A 16933-nucleotide genomic window follows, 5' to 3' on the forward strand; every position below is an offset into this window, starting at 1 on the left:
ATTGAACTTTTTTTCTGTTTGAACGAGTTTGCTTTTATTTGAGTGAGTTTATTTGTAGTGGACACAAGTTGTAGCTTTATAAAAAAGATTGATCAGAATACCATGTATAAATGGCTTAATCCCATAAAATTCAGTATTTTATTATAATAAAGTTTGACCAAAACTAAATAATTAAATCTTAGGGACTTCTTAATTTTTATAATAAAGTTTGATCAAAAATCTTTATGCTTTTTAATATCATTATTTATATATTCAATTAATTTATCTTTAATCAATATTGGATATTTCAATTGTTGAATATGTGCAGGTGAAAATTCTTTTGTCACAATTAGTCCTTTCAGTTCATATTTCCCAATAAGTTCACTGTCAATTAATTTATCCTTCATAAAACTACTTAATATTTTGTCCATATTTTTCTCAAAAGCTTCTAACTCTTTGTCTAGCTGGTTTATATAATCTTTTGTTAGACTCTTATACATATTTTGAATATTATTACTTGTTTCGGCAAAAGCCAATCTTTTACATTCAATAAGATAAATTTTATTTTGTAATATAAGAACCACATCTATCTCTCTATCATTACTGCAATAATAATTCGTAATAGTTTTACACTGTGGATAAGCATTTTTCAATACCTTTTCAACACTTTTGCAAAAAGAGTCTGTAATTTTATTTGCAACTATTTCATGTTCAATAAATTTATTTGGGCTATTAAATACCGAAGCTATAAAATATTTCAAAGCATATTTAGCCAAAAACTTATAGCATATAAAATAAGTATCATCAAAATTAATAAAGATTTTTTGGAAAGACATATCATAATATTCAGTAATCAAATATTTATATAGTTTTTCTGTTACTATTTTTTCCTTATTTCTATTGAAAGAAAAATAATCAAATAATTTTTCTGCTCTCTTCTCCTCTATACCTATATCCGTTATCATTTCCAAATATTTATTTTTGTCACCAATCGTTATCTCTTTATCAAGTATAAGCATCTTCTCTAATATAGCAACATCATGTAAATAGAATCCATGTTTACAAAATATCTCATTGTCTAATTCATCTGTGAGCTGTTCACTATATTCACTCCAATCCATATCAAATCTATAATCATAATTTGATACTTCCGTATTACCCCAATCAAATGCCTCATGTGCATTTATAATACCTTCACTATCTATCTCCATAATTGACATCTTATTTATGCCTTTTGTTAAATCTTGTCTTGTATGTATTATTAATACTAATACATGGCTCAAAGTTAGTAACTCTTTTAAAATTGCATCTGTAAAATTCATTGATTTTTTTGATGCATATTCCTCTGAAGAAATAATTTTAATTAATAATTCTAAAGCTTCATCCTCAGTTGCAATAAATTGTTCGATTTTTGTTGTATACCATTCAGTATCCGTATCAAAAATCATATTTTTTGTCATTATTGTACATAATAAGTTTAAAATTTGATTTTCTACATCTATACACTCTCCATTTTGTTGGAAGCTTACAATATTAAAACCTAATTCTCTATTATATGATGAAATGCTATAGCAAAATAAAAGAATTATATTTACTAAATTTTTATTAAACTTTAATAAATAACTTTTAATATCATTAAGCACTTTTTCACTTAGCTCAATAAAAAACATATTTTTATCCTTTTGATCAAAATATTTTTTATTATTTAGTTTTAGTTCTATTATATATTTACGAAGTATATAATCTGGATTACATGATCTATCCGGATTTATTGGCATATGTATCATTGAAATATCAGACTGAAAATACATAAAGTTATTATCTATCCATTCATTTAAATATTCCTTGTACAACCTAATTGCTTCATTGTTATTCTCAATTAAAAAACTACAAATTTCCTCCTTATTCAAGATATCCCCTCCAAAAATCTATTTATTATAATATTAGTTTTAGCCTATATAACTATATTTTAATATAATAGTAACCACTAAATATTCAACACAGCTAAAAAAATTCCACATGGTAATGTGATTTAGCCTTTCTCATTTTTGCCTTGCTAAGCATTTTAAAAGTAATTTTTTTAACAAATGTGGGTTTATGGAAAGGATTAAAAGTTTAAACTCCTTACTATGTTATGCGGTAAGGAGTCTAAACTTTTTATTCTAAAATATTTAATCTAGCTTTAAACCATTGTGCAATTTTTTCTGACATCAACGGTGGTACTGCATTACCTATTTGTACAAAATTTGAAGTTCTTGATCCTTCAAAATAATAATCATCTGGAAAAGATTGAATTCTAGCAGCTTCTCTAACTGTGATAGATCTGTTCTGTGTTATATCTGGATGAATATAATGATGTCCATCTCTAGATATATGGGCGACCATTGTATGTGCATATTTTTGATTTCCTGCAACAACTTTATATCTATCAAGAAAAGATTCCAAGTTATTATGAGTCCTTAACTCTTCTGGTAAATCCGTATATTTTATTCTTGTCATTTCGCTATTCAATTTATTTACTGCAATTTTGTAAATATCTAAATCCCTTTGAATATGTGGTCTAGCTATGTGATGAGTAAGTACATCCCCTGTCTCCCTCAATTTTGTGCTTAATAGATAATGATTAGGTTTTTTTCTATAAGTAAATTTTGTATATGTTTCTCCCGCATTAAGTTTAGGAAGATCGGTAAGTATATCATTTACTGTATAATTGAAATTGCATGGTTCAATAGCTGGGTAACAAAATTCCAAATCTTTTCTCCATCCAATAATAATTATTCTTTTTCTACTTTGAAGAACACCGAAATCTCTAGCATCAATTTTATGTGCTTCGATATTATATCCTACTCTTTTCATATAAGCTTGAATATTCCTAAATATGTTCCCATCAAAAGCTGTTAATATACCTGGAACATTCTCAAACACAAACGCTTTAGGTTTATATTTTGTTAGGAATCTTACATATAGCTTGTACAAATAGTTTCTAGGATCATCCTCCATATTATTTTCATCCCTTGCTCTTCCAACTAAGGAATAGGCTTGGCATGGAGGTCCCCCAATTATGAGATCAATCTCTCTTCTACCTAAAATGTTTATTCTATTATCAATCTGTTCAAATATTTTGGGCAAAGTTTTTTCTGAAATCTCTATATTCAAAATAGGCTCTATAATCCCTTGAGGAATACTCGACAAAAGAATCTTTCTTGCTTTTTCTTTTTCATTTTCTTTTTTATTATAACTCGTTTGATATTTTCTATATATATCCATATTGTTATTTCTTTTAAGATAATAGTATGCAGATCTTGTTTCTAAAGTTTTACATGCATTGCCATCAATTTCAATGTGTGCTACAGGCTCAAACCCAGATCTTAAAAACCCTTCTGAAAGTCCTCCCGTTCCTGAAAACAAATCTAAATAATTAATATTCCTCACCACCTCGTACAATGTTCTTTTATTCCTTCATTATCAGAATACCAGGTTAGGTTTGGATTGTAAATATACCTTTGACAAATTTATTTTGAAATATAGAAAACCTTGCTCTTCAAAATAGTAAAATCCCGTTTATTATCCCTTTGAACTTAATAATAACATATATAAAAAAATAATTTTACATATTCATAATTCCAACCCGCAATATATAAGCTGCTAATTTTTGTTTTATTTCCAATAAAAGTAACTCACGAAATGAAAATATTCTATCGGATTCTGTTAGTTCACTTTTACATGTATTTGTTATAAAATTAAAGTTAAATCCAATTTTTGATAACTTACCTTTTATCTCCACTTCAGGTGTGCAATATATATCTTCGGTATTATCAATATATGAAAAATATTCCTCTCCAAATATTATACCTGGTATTATTCTTACTCTTTTAAGCTTATTCTGCGAATAATCACAAGATGAAGATATGTCTAATTTAATTAAACTAATATTTGTTATTTCTTTAATTTCTGTTTTTTTAAATATTGAATTACATAAGTCCCTTAATAGTACATCATCTTTTGCATTATAAATACTTCCAGGTTTCTTTATTTCATCAAGTGTAGCACTTTCACATAACAACTTAAAATTACTTTTACCTAATAACTTCACATATTCACTATATAGCTCAATGAGTAATTTTTTTTCAGAATCCTTTTCAAGTTCATCTATTGTTTTAAAATTCTTGTAATCTGTACTGCCTTTTTTAATAAGATATTTTTTATTTGCTTTTGTGATTGAATAAGCGATCCCATTAATAGTCTTTGTAATACAATGGTTCTTAATGAAGTCAAATGTTTCCTCATCAATCTTCTCTCTAACCAATTGATTTACTAGCTCATCTGGTAACATTTGATTTAAGGCTGATAATGCATTAATAATATACTCTTGGGCCGATTGTCCTAAAGACTTTCCTGCGTTAGCTACAGCTAAATTTTGAATAAGGGTTTTAATATTGTTATCCCAATCTTCATTGAACTCCGAAAAATCCGATACTGTATTAACTAAATTTATTGCTGCTAAATTCACGATTTTTTCCCACATAAATAGAATATTTAGTGAACTGATTTCTTTTATTTTTTCTTCTAATTTAATTATTAGATTTTCTGATCCATTTTCTTTAATTACTACCATTTCATTCCTATCATTGATATTAAAGTTGTTTAATACTTCTAAAATTTCTTTTTTTATTTGTGGTAACTCTTTAGTATCTAATGTGCTCGCTATCTCTTCATACACTTCATTTTTTTCATACACCGTTTGTATAAAATTACTTTTTTCCATGTTAATAATTAAATATGGTTTAGCAATTCCTGCTTGTTCTAAAAGTTCCTTTTTAAAACCTTCTAAATATTCATTGTCATGTTTACTCCAAATAAATAAAACATATGGTCCATTTTCTATATTAATTGCTGATTTTAGTAATGTAAATAAAAATGTATTAATAGACCGTTGATCAGTAACAGCTGAAAATCTCATATCTAAAAAAACAAATCTTATTCCATTCAATGGATTCTGAGGTTTATTTTCTACCTTACCATCCCAATATATTGTATAAACCCCTTTTATAGACAATGCTTGAATAAGTGGTACTGCTTCTTCATACCTATCATCAATTATTAAAACGTTATGTTTAAATGTTAACTCCATTTTATTTCTCCTTAAATGCTAAAGCTAATATAGCTCCTTGTTTATATTCCTCTGGTATTTGTAAATCATTAAATTCTGGGAACTTCAATTCACCACCGTGTTGTTTCATTAACTCACTAGCTAGATGAAGCCCTAAGCCCATTCCACTTGGCTTATCTGATATAAATGCCCTTGTAGCCATATCTGTTGGAATTGTGAATCCTTTACCATTATCAGCAATAATAATGCTTAAATATCCTGGAATATCACGTGATATATCAAAGTACATTTTTTTAGACTGTATTTTAGCATACTGTAACCACCAAATTGAATTATCTACCATGTTTATAATGCTACTAGCTATAAGACTTTCATTACCCTTGACTTTTGAATCAATATTACTCTTCATGTACTGTTTATCTACTATAATCTCATGTGCTTGAAGCCTAAAATCCACCATAAATAATGATTGTGTTATTATTTTCTTAAGGTCAAAATATTTAATTGTTTTAGATTTAACTACAGACGCATAACCATCAGTTAAAGTACCTAATCGGTTTACCAAAAATCTTACATGCTCTGATGCATCTTCAGCTATAATAGCATGTTCAAGTTCAGAAATAATTTTATCTATTTCATGCAAAACTACACTCATACTCAGCCCTGCGCTTGAACTTTTTTGATAAACTTCGGTTATATGTTTATATTGTGTTTCAATATTACTTAAACACCCAAAAATTTCTTTTTTTAGACTTTCATCAAAAATTTTCTTTTCCACTTTTTCCTTAAGTATAGTAACCTCTGCCATAACAGGTTCAGATTTTGATGTAACGCCATAGTATTTCTTTAAATACAATTTATCCTGAGCACGATCTCTTTCAAACTTTTGTACTGCAAAAAGAACTGCTTCACAAAAAAGATCATATGCACTATCCTCAATAAAACCCTCTCTATTTGTCTTTTCTTTTAAGTCAGAACTTTCATCACGATTTATATTAACACTACCCAATACTAAATTATTACTTATTTTGTCTCCTGGCGAATTAACACGACTTACTCCTAATCCAAGCCAATCATTTTTATTTGATTCATATATTCTAATGTTGTCACGATATACAAATATACCACCATTGGTATTTAAATAAGTTTTTATACCTTGTATATCCGTTAGCTCCATTTTAAGAATATTAGAATCTAAATCAAAACTTAATAATTCTATTTCCACATCTCCTATTTTACATTTATTTAAATCAATTGGTTCTAATACTTTCCTTGTTTTGCCCATCCCATTTTCTTTTCTAATTGATCTTACCATGTCTATTTCAGTAATTGGATTATGTCTTTCACTAAGCTTTGACATTGATTTCCAAGGTGTAAAATCATATACATAATTTTTAATCTTATCACCAGATAATGTCATCTTGACTTTAAATAATGCATATTCTTTAATATCATCATATTCTAAAAGTCCCTTAAGCCAATCAGTTTTATCAATATTGAAAGAAACTTTAAATGAATCAATAGACTTAAACGGTGAATTCAATGAATTAATTGAACGATATAATTCCCTTATTTTACCTCTACTCCATGTAGTTTTAAGCTTTTCTATAATAATTTTAGTTCCTTTTACGCTATTGTTTAAAAATCGATATGAAGAATCACGCTCAGTTACTTCAATTGGAATATCTGATAAATATTTATTAGAACTAAAGATTGTCCAATCAATTTCAATACAAACTTCCTTACTATCTTCAGCTCTGGTTATCAATGTTATCTTATTTCCTAATTTATGTACCCCAAATCTTCCTATACCCTTCTCGCCCATTGGCAACCTATTAAGATTGCTACGTATATTATTTTCTATCATTTCTTTTAATTTTTGCTCTTTATTATCGGTTCCTGGCTCCATCCAACAGTTTTTAACTATATCTAAAGACATGCCATCTCCATTATCTTCTATGATAATTACAGCAGATTCTGGATTTTCTATATTCTCCATAGTTATCGAAACCTCTTTAGCATCAGCATCATACGAATTTTTTATTAATTCTAAAACTGCAATGTTCTCGTCCTTTATTAATTGTTCACCTAACTGCGACATAAGCCTAGCTCTTGGTTTAAAAACAATGGGTTCGCTCATTATTACACCTTCCTTTAAATCTATACAATATTTTTATTCATTTTAATATATCTCATGAAAAATCATTTTTTGTCTACTATGAATATTTGTGGTACTATATTTTTACTGTTTATTTCAAATGAATATTATATATTTGCCTAAATGAAATTATTATTACTCCATTTACCACTCTTCCTAACTAATTCCAATACCATTATACTACAAATTTATTTTGGTTTCATTAACCATTATTGAAAAACCGTACTCTTCCAATCTATTAGAAGTTAATTCTTGCAATATTTTTAAAATTATTTAAAAATAATCACTTATGCATAATTACACAGTACGATACAATAAAAAGTAACTATAAAATCAACCTATTGTCATGACTTTATTCTGGTTTTAGAATGTGTTTTTAACTTTATAACAGGTTGTTCAAACTAAAATAAAATCTTGTATAGGGCCAATTTTTTTTGTTATATATATCATAATTTGTGTTATACTTAATTTAATGGATATTGAGCATAACAATATCATTTTTGTAACTTCTATCTAGAATACACTATTAATAATATTTTATTTTTAACACTTAATATAACCAACAAAGGAGGAAATAAAATGAATAGTTCGTTTCATATTTATACACCTGAAGAAGTAGATAGTACAAATCATTCATCAATACATCATAATTGGAATCCAAAAAATTATCTAATTAACGCTAGTATAAATGATCCTAACACTGGAGTAAGACAAGTCTGCTTTATTGCGTTTGAAAATAAATTGAATGCACTAAATTACTTTCGTAATTTTCTAACGGATATAAAAGAAGATTGCCCTAAAAAAAGTCATTTTTTAAAATTAAGTGAAATTGATAACTCAATAAATTTAATTAAAGCAAATAGAACCGATAAATACATTGATTTAAGTATCGTTGATTTTTATTTTGAAGACATATCACTAAACACCTGCAATAGTGGATATTGGATTAATACCTCAAAATTAATTTTGAAGCAAATTATAGATGAAATAGATGTTTACTTTGAAATTCAAGATGCTGATGAAAACGAAGATGATTATACCAATTTAAAAAATTCAAGATATTCAACATCTTCACTGAAAGAAACACAGGTGGAATGCCAAAACTTGATTAGCCATGAGAATACCTGTGATCAAATTTTTGTTGAGAAATTTAATGAGCTTTGCCACTACATGAATGATTTCTGGGACTTTTGCTTTGAATAAACAATGAAAAATATGTATATTACTCTCTTTGCTAATACGAATTTTTTTATTTAATAATATATTCTCAAGTGTAGTTATATTATAACTAATGGATTTATCATCAGTTTCGTTAATATTTTTATTCTCAGTTTCTAATAATATCTTTAAATAAATTGTTATACGTCTATTATATCAAAGTAATTTTAAGATACTCTACATAGAACTTATTTGTATAATTTACCATCAATATTTATTTTATTATCATAAGATTACTCTACAATTTTATTATTTATACCCAGATAAAACCTTTATCTCCTATAATTTTTCATATATATGAGTTGCTTTTTCATACACATTTTTATTAATATGCTTATTTCTAAGAACTGTTATTTCCAATTCTTTAATTTTTTCAATCTCACTATTGCTCCATTTTCCGCTTTCATTAACTAATCCCATTATTAGTATGTTATAAATGCTTTTCCAATTAGCCTGGTTATTAGATTTCAATACTAACATCGACAACGCCTTATCTTCTCTTTCCACCTCAATTAAGCAATTCTCTCTACCATCGACCATAATAATTTTCCCAATTCCACATTTTCGGTTTCTTATTCCATCATTTAATTTTGAAAACCTTTTACCTTCAGGAAGATTATCAATTATTATATCCACTGATTTTACATCCTGTCTCTCTTCTAATAACTTTAACACTTCTATAAATTCTTGAAGCTCACCTATTTCTTTAATTTCAGCTAAATTTCTAAACTCTAACCCCCTAATAACATTTTCTCCACCAGTATCTGCAGTTGTTCTGAGATTATTACTATCTAAAACATAGGTTTTAGTATTTTTATCTTCTTTATTTCTTGTAACCTTTCTACCAGTTTTTTTCTTCTTTATTTTAGGCTCTCTTTCATATTCGTGGTTAAGCATAAAAGTATCTATTCCTTCCGAATCTTTTGTTGATCCATCTGCATCAGGGTCAAGTTCTCTATCACCTTTATCATTTTTACTCACATATTTTCTTTTTTTAGGATCATTTGATGAAATTGTTTCTTCTAAGCTTGGATGAAATACATTTATTTCTTCTACATTAATTTTCTTTTTATAAAGAGATATAATCTCTAATACCTTAATAAATTTATCTTTCCTTTCAACTCTAGCCCTTATATTAAACCTCTCAAGTAAAAAATCATATTTTAATTCTTTCTTTTCCCAGATTCCTTGTCCAATACTATTAAACATCCTAAGCACTGACTCATTTGTAAGTATCCACGCTAAGTGATTAACTTTTTCGCCTTTTATATATTTAGCTTCATATTCAGCTGTAAAGTGGATATCTAGATTACTTCTATTTAATTCATATATAAAATAATTTTCTAAAGTATCCATTTCTAATATTCTATTTAGCATAAATTTATCAGGTGCTAAAATAGCTCTTATGATTTCAATTATAGGTATAGTATATAAGGAACCATTTTTATAAAAATTAAAAGTCTTAGATTTTGTTTGCACACTAAAGCCAGCACCACTTATATTCCAATCTCTTTCCCTATATTCTGGCTTAACACCATTTAAATTAATATCAATAATCTCTATATCTTCCTTTGTTTCACCATTATTGAGATTCCCATTAGCATAATATTTTCCTACAGATAGAAAATGGGTACTAGCCCAATCTAGCATTATTCGCCTAGTATTATTAGTACTCCTAAAATAAGCATAAACCATCCATTTATTATTATGTTTAAAAGGCTCTCCTATCCAAGTTAGCTTTACTTTTTCACCTTTACTGAAAGGCCAATTTTTTATAATCACTGCTTCCTTACTCATATATCCCCCTATTATCTTGTAAATCAATATATTCCAATATCACAACTTCTATTTTTTTAAAAGCTTCACTTCTAATTCCAGCAATTCTTTGTATTTCCCATATCTTTATTGGTTCACCTTTATCCATTTTATTGTTAATTATCTTTTTACATCTTCTAATTTGAAACTCTTCAACAGTCTCAATTGTTTCATTTAGATACTTTTCCGTATTAGGTAATTTATCAATATTCTTTTCTAGCGCTGTGAGTATACCTACCTCCCTACCAATACTGGATTTTGTTATTCTTATAGGTTCTTCACTATCCATTAATTCCTCATACTTATTTTTCACAATAAATAAAAACTCATTATCTCTCTTACTCCAATCCACTAGAATATTATGATTAATTCTTTTAGTTCCTATTGGAAGTTTCTCATAAAGCCATTCTTTATCCTTCCTATAGACAAAAGTATATTCTTTTTTACACATATTTCTGATTTCAGTCCTTGTTGCTGAAGGATTACTTGCTATATTGGTTAATATACGATTTTTATAATCACTTAACTTATCAGTTTCAGTAGTAGCTTCTTTATCCTTTATGTATCTATTGTTATTTTGAAACATATTTGTTCCTAATATAAAATCAAACTTTAATATAGTCTTAGGATCACAGCACATAAGTTTTGCTACTTCTCTAAGTCCATATTTCTTTTCCTTTAAGTACCCTTTAAGCCTATCTTCCCAAACCCCACCAAAATTCTTTATTCTCCCAACTCTATATCTATCACTACTTACTTTATCTGGTCCTTTTCTTGAATATACAAAGCCACAATCACAACTGAAAGTACCAACAGGCAACCTACTTTTATAATCATCTGTTATCTTTAAATTATTTATTACATCCTTTTTGTAATGATTTTCTACCTTATTTAAGCAAGGCCAGGGGCCTTTACCGAATGGGCTATAATTATCACTTGAATCATGGAAAAACTTATTAATATTTCCTGACAAGAAATTTATCAATAATAGGTGCCTTACTGGATGAACTGTTCTTTTTAAATCCCTAGTTATTACCCTAAGCCAATTATACTCATCATCATTATCTATGCTAGATTCCATAACTTTTAAAAACTCTTCACCATAAAAATTTATAAATTCCTCATAAAGTTCCCTTTGCTTTATCCTATTGCCTGAAGTAGTTAAACCCTTTTCATTAAGAAGATTTTTATATTTTTCCAGAATAGCTTTTTTATCAGTCCTTATGAAATCATTTTGCAATAAATGGTACGCGTTCTTAGAAAGTTTTAGCATCATATCGTAATTTTTAACAATTTCAGGTTCACTTTTAATATCAAGCAGCTGCTTTTCAAACCTAATAAATTCAAGTCTGCTTACATCATTTTTGATTACCTTATATTTTTTCAATAGTTCTCCATGATGAGGACATATAAAAATCCCTTGTAGTTGATGTTCTCTATGGATATAAGCTTCACCACTGGTATCTATATCATTTTGGACACAAATAGGACAGTAATATATACCATTTTTCTTGCACACACTGCCTGCTGTAATACCAATTTTATTATAAATCCCACTGCAATCCTTATATTTAATTTCTTTAATTATTTCTTCACGTCTTTTAATTGGCAGAAAAGGAGTATAGTAAGGTAATATAGTATGATTTTTTATTAGATAATCCGCTGTGTACTTTCCACCTATATTCTTTGCTAATTCCTCTATGGGACTGCCTATATCAAATGATGGCACAATAGTTCTTTTCCCAAAGCATTCCTCAATAGTATCCTTATAATCTATATTTCCAGTATAAAAATGATATCTTGAAACAGCAGAATAAATAAGCTCATCTTTATATGGATCGGTAAAAAAATGTATCGTAAATACTCATCCTTTCTTGTGCATTTTTAACCGCCCATCCCCTATACTAATTTGACTTATTCGACTTTTAAAAATTCCTCAATTGGATCTTTTATATATCCATTCTTTTTCAATACATCATAAGGATGTACTTTATCCTTTTTTGCTTTTTCATATAAAGCTAGTAACCCCTGATTTATAGTTTCTATTTTTGTGGTTTTTTCATTGCTTTGTTTATCCTTTTCTTCTTGCTCCAAAGCCTTTTGTAAAACTACTCTCTTTAGACTACTGTATTCCTCATTAACGTTAGTTTCATTAACAGCTCTTTCACATATTTTTTTAATATCTACATCATCTAAATTTTTAAATAAATCCATTGATTTTAAATCAAAGATAAGATTTTCCACTGTACTTCTTCTCATTAATTCTATAGATTTTTTTCTTTCATTAAAGGCTTCACGAACTCTTCCGTTAAGCTCCATATCACTTTTATAGTTGATTGCTATTTCATCTAAAATTATAGATATATCTTCATATTTCATTATTTCAAAAATATCATTTGTTCTAAGCGCCTTAATCATTGGTTGAATCATATATAGGTCCTCTTTTGCTGTAGCTCTTATAATGCCAACTGTAATTTTCTCTTTTCCTTGTAATAATGCCCTTTCTTGAGCTAGTATGTACAAATTAACTGCAACTGCAGTTATCCCCTGGCATTCATCATAAAATACTTCTTTAATTTCCTTAGTAAGTTTAGTCTCCTCCTGTAAACATTGAAAATCCCACAATGTTTCTAAAAAGAAACTCCATTCCTCGCTATCCTTTGACATCCTATCCCACATTATCGCCCCTTCACTGGCTGCTCTCCTAGCTTGCCTAAAATTACCCTTGAACAACTGTTGAGCCTTACTTGTTCCTATTAAAACTGTAGGAATACCTACTGTATTACTTAAAGTAACAAAGAAATTAAGCATATCTTCCATATCATTTTTAGCATTTAATAAATGTTGAATCTCATCGATTACTAGTACTCCTATGCCATACATGCTTGCTAAGGTTGTCATGTGAAGCATCATTGTTGAAGTTATCCTATTAGCATAACCAAACTTCTCTAAATACCTTGTACCTAATAAATCATCGATTGTTTTAAAAAAACTCTTACATAGAGTTGATAACCTACCATCATATGGGCAATCTATTTTCAACCATACTATTTGAGTTCTACTAAAATATTGCCCTCCATATTCCTCATGTTTTATTATTTGAGGATACATTAATAATAGTCTTTCTATTGCTGTAGTTTTTCCAATACCTGAAATTCCTATAACTGCAAGACTATCTGCTGTTGATCTAATATGACTCATTCTTTCATTAATAACCTTATCATCAGCTACTTCATCACTTAGCTCATTTAATATCATTAACCGTTCTAAAAAAGCTTTATCTATTGGGTTTCTATCTAAATATCCCCGTCTTATTAATGCAGATAATCTTCTTTCTAAAATAATATGAATTGGCAAAGGTTGAACAAAATTTTTGGCTCTTTTTATAATATGGTATCTTATATTTGGTGCTTTAATTCTATCTTCATTGTTTATCTGTGGGAATAATGTGAATTTATCTACCACATCCTCATCATTAAAAATATTAGGTAAGGCTTCAATGAAGGGATTATTTTTATATTCTTCTAGCTCTTGTGTTTTATAAGCAGCTTTCTCATACTCACCTTTTAAAGTAAATATTGCTTCATTATTTTTCACGTCTTTCATCTCTTTTCTTTTTAAGCAATTCCATTATTCTGTTGCCACCTAGTGCTTCCTTTTCATCTACTTCAACATTTCTAGTTGGTAACTCTATTACTTCAGCAACTTTATTGATATCACTTTTGTGTTCACCGATTTCAAAAGCTTCTGTTTCTCTATTCATTTCTTTTTCAATAATCCTGTTATTTCTTATACCTTTAAGCTGTCTAATTTTGCTTTCTCTGCCACTTTAACTATTTTCTCTATTTCCTTTTCTAAATCAATATTGCTTTGATTTTGCTCTCTTAAATGTTTCTCCTTTAATTCTGCTAATAACTCCTGATTAAAAATTATCTCTTCCAATAAGCAATTTTTATATTGATTGCAGCTCTCTAATAAATAGCATTCTTCATAACCTAGACCATTGTCATGTGGAATATATACTTTATTTACGTTTCTTGGATCATGTACAATCTCAATGCTTCTAGTCGTGGGCTTAATAAACCATTGTTGACTAATAGCTTTGTTTGAACTATAAGATAATCCCTTAAATTTTATTCCTGCTCTTGAAACACTTGCTTTTCCCCTTGGTAGAAGGTTTAATCTTAATACATCTCTATCAACTGTCTTTAATCTACCTTTTTTGTTTTGAATTCCCCAATTCCAAAGTTGAATAGGTATTGGCAGTATTTCATCTTCTAACATTTCTTTTTCAAAAGGATATTTTTCTATAAGACTTCTATTATGATGCAACACAATATTTATATATAATCTTGTGAATTCTTCAAGGGTTAAAGATGAATCTAATCTATAGTCTTTATCTCCTCTTTTTCTGAATTCCTTTTGTATCGCACCTGGCGTTTTATGCTTTACTTTAGTATTTAAGGTTCTAAAATTTCTTTCAACTATACCTTTTAAATCCCCACGATAGGGAGAAGTATTTTCTATTTTCACATTTAAATTATTAATTATATTTTCAGGTGAATAACCTTCGAATTCACCTCTATCGGCTATTATAATATCTGGTAAATGTTTTGATGGCCATTGCTCCTCAGTAATATCTATTCCATATCTTTTACAAAACTCAACTTTATCAGCAATCATATTATCTAATGCCATCATGGCTCCAAGCCAAGATGGGCCTTCTAGTCCAACATAAATCCCTGTAATTAATCTAGAAAATACATCTATTATTGCATATACAATTGGTCTACCTATGATTCTTTTTCTATTTAAAGAACTTACTATGTAAACATCAGCTATAGTTGCATCAATCTGAAATCTTGTTCCTGGCCCATCTGTTTCAATTGTAGAATTACTTAATAAAGGTCTGTGATTCAAATTAAATTCTTTGTCACTATCTCTTAGTACAATATCTTTTTTAACGTCTTCAGACTTCTTAAACCAATAATAGAACTGATTATATTTAGGTATTCTCTCATTATCCCAAACGATATGCTTCATCTCATTACTTTCTTTATATACATCAGAATAGAAGTCTCTAAGCATTAGAGTATATGTTTCTTTTAAAGATATCTTCTTATTGTTTCTATAGTACTTATTTAAGGCAAATTCAAAATGCTTTTTCACATCATCAGTTATATTAATTCCTTCAATAGAGTCTCCTGAATAGTCTACTCTTGCCGGCCTTCCTATTTTTAAATCAGACAGCTTTTTCTCTTTGCCTTTTCCTCCAGAGTTTATATAGTCAGGCAGTAAAGCATTTTTATTCATTCCTCTTTGCCAGTACCTACTAAAAGTTCTTTTCACTTTTAGCAAACTTAGTCCTGAAGAATTAGCTATTTCTATAAGTTTAGTTTCCCTGTGATTTTTCTCTAAGAGTTCATATTTATTTGTTTCCCAATACTTTTCAATAAACTCCCAAGCTACACTTCTTTTACTAATTTGAAGCTCTGAAAGCTCTTTTTCGTTAATTATTCTTGCAAAGGGGTCTTTAATAGCTACTAGTTTTTCTCCCTCAATTTCTTCTTCAATAGTTTTTAATAATTCCTTTCTTGGCATTGATGTTGCTGAATCAATATTTACTAAGTAAACATAATATTCAATAATGCTAATGATCCTTATTCTTTCTCCATTTTCATCATCCACATATTTAAAAACCGAATTAATAAATATCATATTGCTTCCACCTTCTTAATCGATTTTTCTACTATGCTTATACTAGGTATAGCCTTATTAACGTTAATTCTTTCTGTAATGTCTATTTCAATAATTTTATTTATTATTAAATATTTAAATATACAAAGACTACTTCCTTTTTCTAAACACATTTCATTATCAAAATCATTACATATAGTTCTCATAGCTTTTTCATTATCAATTATTCTTTTCATAAATTCGTATATTAAATCCTTCAATTCACTGATTTCAATATCATTAAAACTATCTACTGAAGATATTTCTTTATAACTATGAACTAAACTAATATTGTTTGCCATTATCTTATCTATCTCCTCATCAGTAACAATTCCCCAATTAATACCTCTTTTTTCCCAATACTGTTTCTCAATCTCGAACTTCTCTAATATTCTTTTATTCATAAGGTCATCCTTGGATTTTATTGTTCTAGCTACTTCATAAAACTTATTGTTATAATTTAAAGCCACTAAGAAATCCGTAGTCATAACGATAAACTCGCCTGTCTCAGGGTGTTTAGGGTGTTCTATACCCAACTCATTGGCAATAAGTATTGTATCTTCAATAGGAAGTAGTGGAAATTGTTCTCTTATATCTTCAACCTTATCTGAGTACTCCAAGAAATAGAAATAGTTTCTTTCCATATCTGATAATAACTCATGCTGCCTTCCCGTTTTTATTCCTCTTATCCTACTTGACCTACCTAAAGAAGGTACGTCCTGAATTTTAATCCAAGGTTTATATTTGTCTCCTTTTCCTATACCTCTTCCTTCTTTAATCATTTTAGCTACATCTAAATTTCTTTTTCTTTTAGCCATTCACTTCACCTCAATTTATAAATAAAAAACTGCACACTCTCACCTTAGATGAGAATGTGCAGTTTTCTTACATTCTTTTATTTGTTTTTAATTTTTCCA

At 28.3% G+C, this 16933-nt stretch carries 11 protein-coding genes; 1 reads left to right on the forward strand and 10 read right to left on the reverse strand.

All coding sequences use genetic code 11. The features are described 5' to 3' along the window. Positions 1-212: 212 nt before the first annotated feature. From BV55_RS0103025 to BV55_RS0103040, 4 genes are all read right to left on the reverse strand, one after another. Positions 213-1889, reverse strand: coding sequence for an NERD domain-containing protein (locus BV55_RS0103025; RefSeq protein ID WP_029451283.1), 1677 nt, complete (start codon positions 1887-1889; stop codon positions 213-215). Between the two features lie 247 nt (positions 1890-2136). Beyond that, positions 2137-3387 carry a DNA cytosine methyltransferase gene (locus BV55_RS0103030; RefSeq protein WP_242850843.1) on the reverse strand — a complete coding sequence of 417 codons (1251 nt, stop codon included), beginning with the start codon at positions 3385-3387 and terminating at the stop codon, positions 2137-2139. A 199-nt stretch (positions 3388-3586) separates the two neighbouring features. Further along, the gene (locus BV55_RS0103035) at positions 3587-5110 is read right to left on the reverse strand and encodes a hypothetical protein (RefSeq protein WP_029451285.1); all 1524 of its coding nucleotides are present in this window, start codon (positions 5108-5110) and stop codon (positions 3587-3589) included. A 1-nt stretch (position 5111) separates the two neighbouring features. Continuing rightward, on the reverse strand, positions 5112-7229 hold the full coding sequence (locus BV55_RS0103040; RefSeq protein ID WP_029451286.1) for an ATP-binding protein: 2118 nt from the start codon (positions 7227-7229) through the stop codon (positions 5112-5114). Between the two features lie 597 nt (positions 7230-7826). Here BV55_RS0103040 and BV55_RS0103045 point away from each other — a divergent pair. Beyond that, positions 7827-8450, forward strand: coding sequence for a hypothetical protein (locus BV55_RS0103045; protein ID WP_029451287.1), 624 nt, complete (start codon positions 7827-7829; stop codon positions 8448-8450). 294 nt (positions 8451-8744) lie between these two features. Here BV55_RS0103045 and BV55_RS0103050 read toward each other — a convergent pair whose 3' ends face one another. The 6 genes from BV55_RS0103050 to BV55_RS0103070 are packed head-to-tail and all read right to left on the reverse strand — an operon-like array spanning position 8745 to position 16834. Further along, positions 8745-10262: a Tn7-like element transposition protein TnsE gene (locus tag BV55_RS0103050; RefSeq protein WP_029451288.1), complete on the reverse strand. Its 1518-nt coding sequence runs from the start codon at positions 10260-10262 to the stop codon at positions 8745-8747. Next, positions 10255-12135 (reverse strand): TnsD family Tn7-like transposition protein, encoded by a 1881-nt coding sequence (locus BV55_RS0103055; RefSeq protein WP_029451290.1) that lies wholly within the window; start codon positions 12133-12135, stop codon positions 10255-10257. Before BV55_RS0103055 ends, BV55_RS0103050 begins: the two co-directional genes overlap by 8 nt. Positions 12136-12194: 59 nt before the next feature. After that, on the reverse strand, positions 12195-13877 hold the full coding sequence (locus BV55_RS0103060; RefSeq protein WP_423752099.1) for an ATP-binding protein: 1683 nt from the start codon (positions 13875-13877) through the stop codon (positions 12195-12197). Beyond that, positions 13867-14043 carry a hypothetical protein gene (locus BV55_RS15790; protein WP_242850844.1) on the reverse strand — a complete coding sequence of 59 codons (177 nt, stop codon included), beginning with the start codon at positions 14041-14043 and terminating at the stop codon, positions 13867-13869. The genes BV55_RS0103060 and BV55_RS15790 overlap by 11 nt, the downstream gene beginning before the upstream one ends. Before the next feature lie 26 nt (positions 14044-14069). Further along, complete coding sequence (locus tag BV55_RS14775; protein WP_242850845.1) at positions 14070-15998, reverse strand: Mu transposase C-terminal domain-containing protein; 1929 nt, start codon at positions 15996-15998, stop codon at positions 14070-14072. After that, positions 15995-16834: a heteromeric transposase endonuclease subunit TnsA gene (locus BV55_RS0103070; RefSeq protein WP_029451292.1), complete on the reverse strand. Its 840-nt coding sequence runs from the start codon at positions 16832-16834 to the stop codon at positions 15995-15997. Before BV55_RS0103070 ends, BV55_RS14775 begins: the two co-directional genes overlap by 4 nt. Positions 16835-16933 lie beyond the last annotated feature (99 nt).

It is taken from the genome of Clostridium algidicarnis (assembly GCF_000703125.1).
GTDB classification, from domain to species: Bacteria; Bacillota; Clostridia; order Clostridiales; family Clostridiaceae; genus Clostridium_L; species Clostridium_L algidicarnis.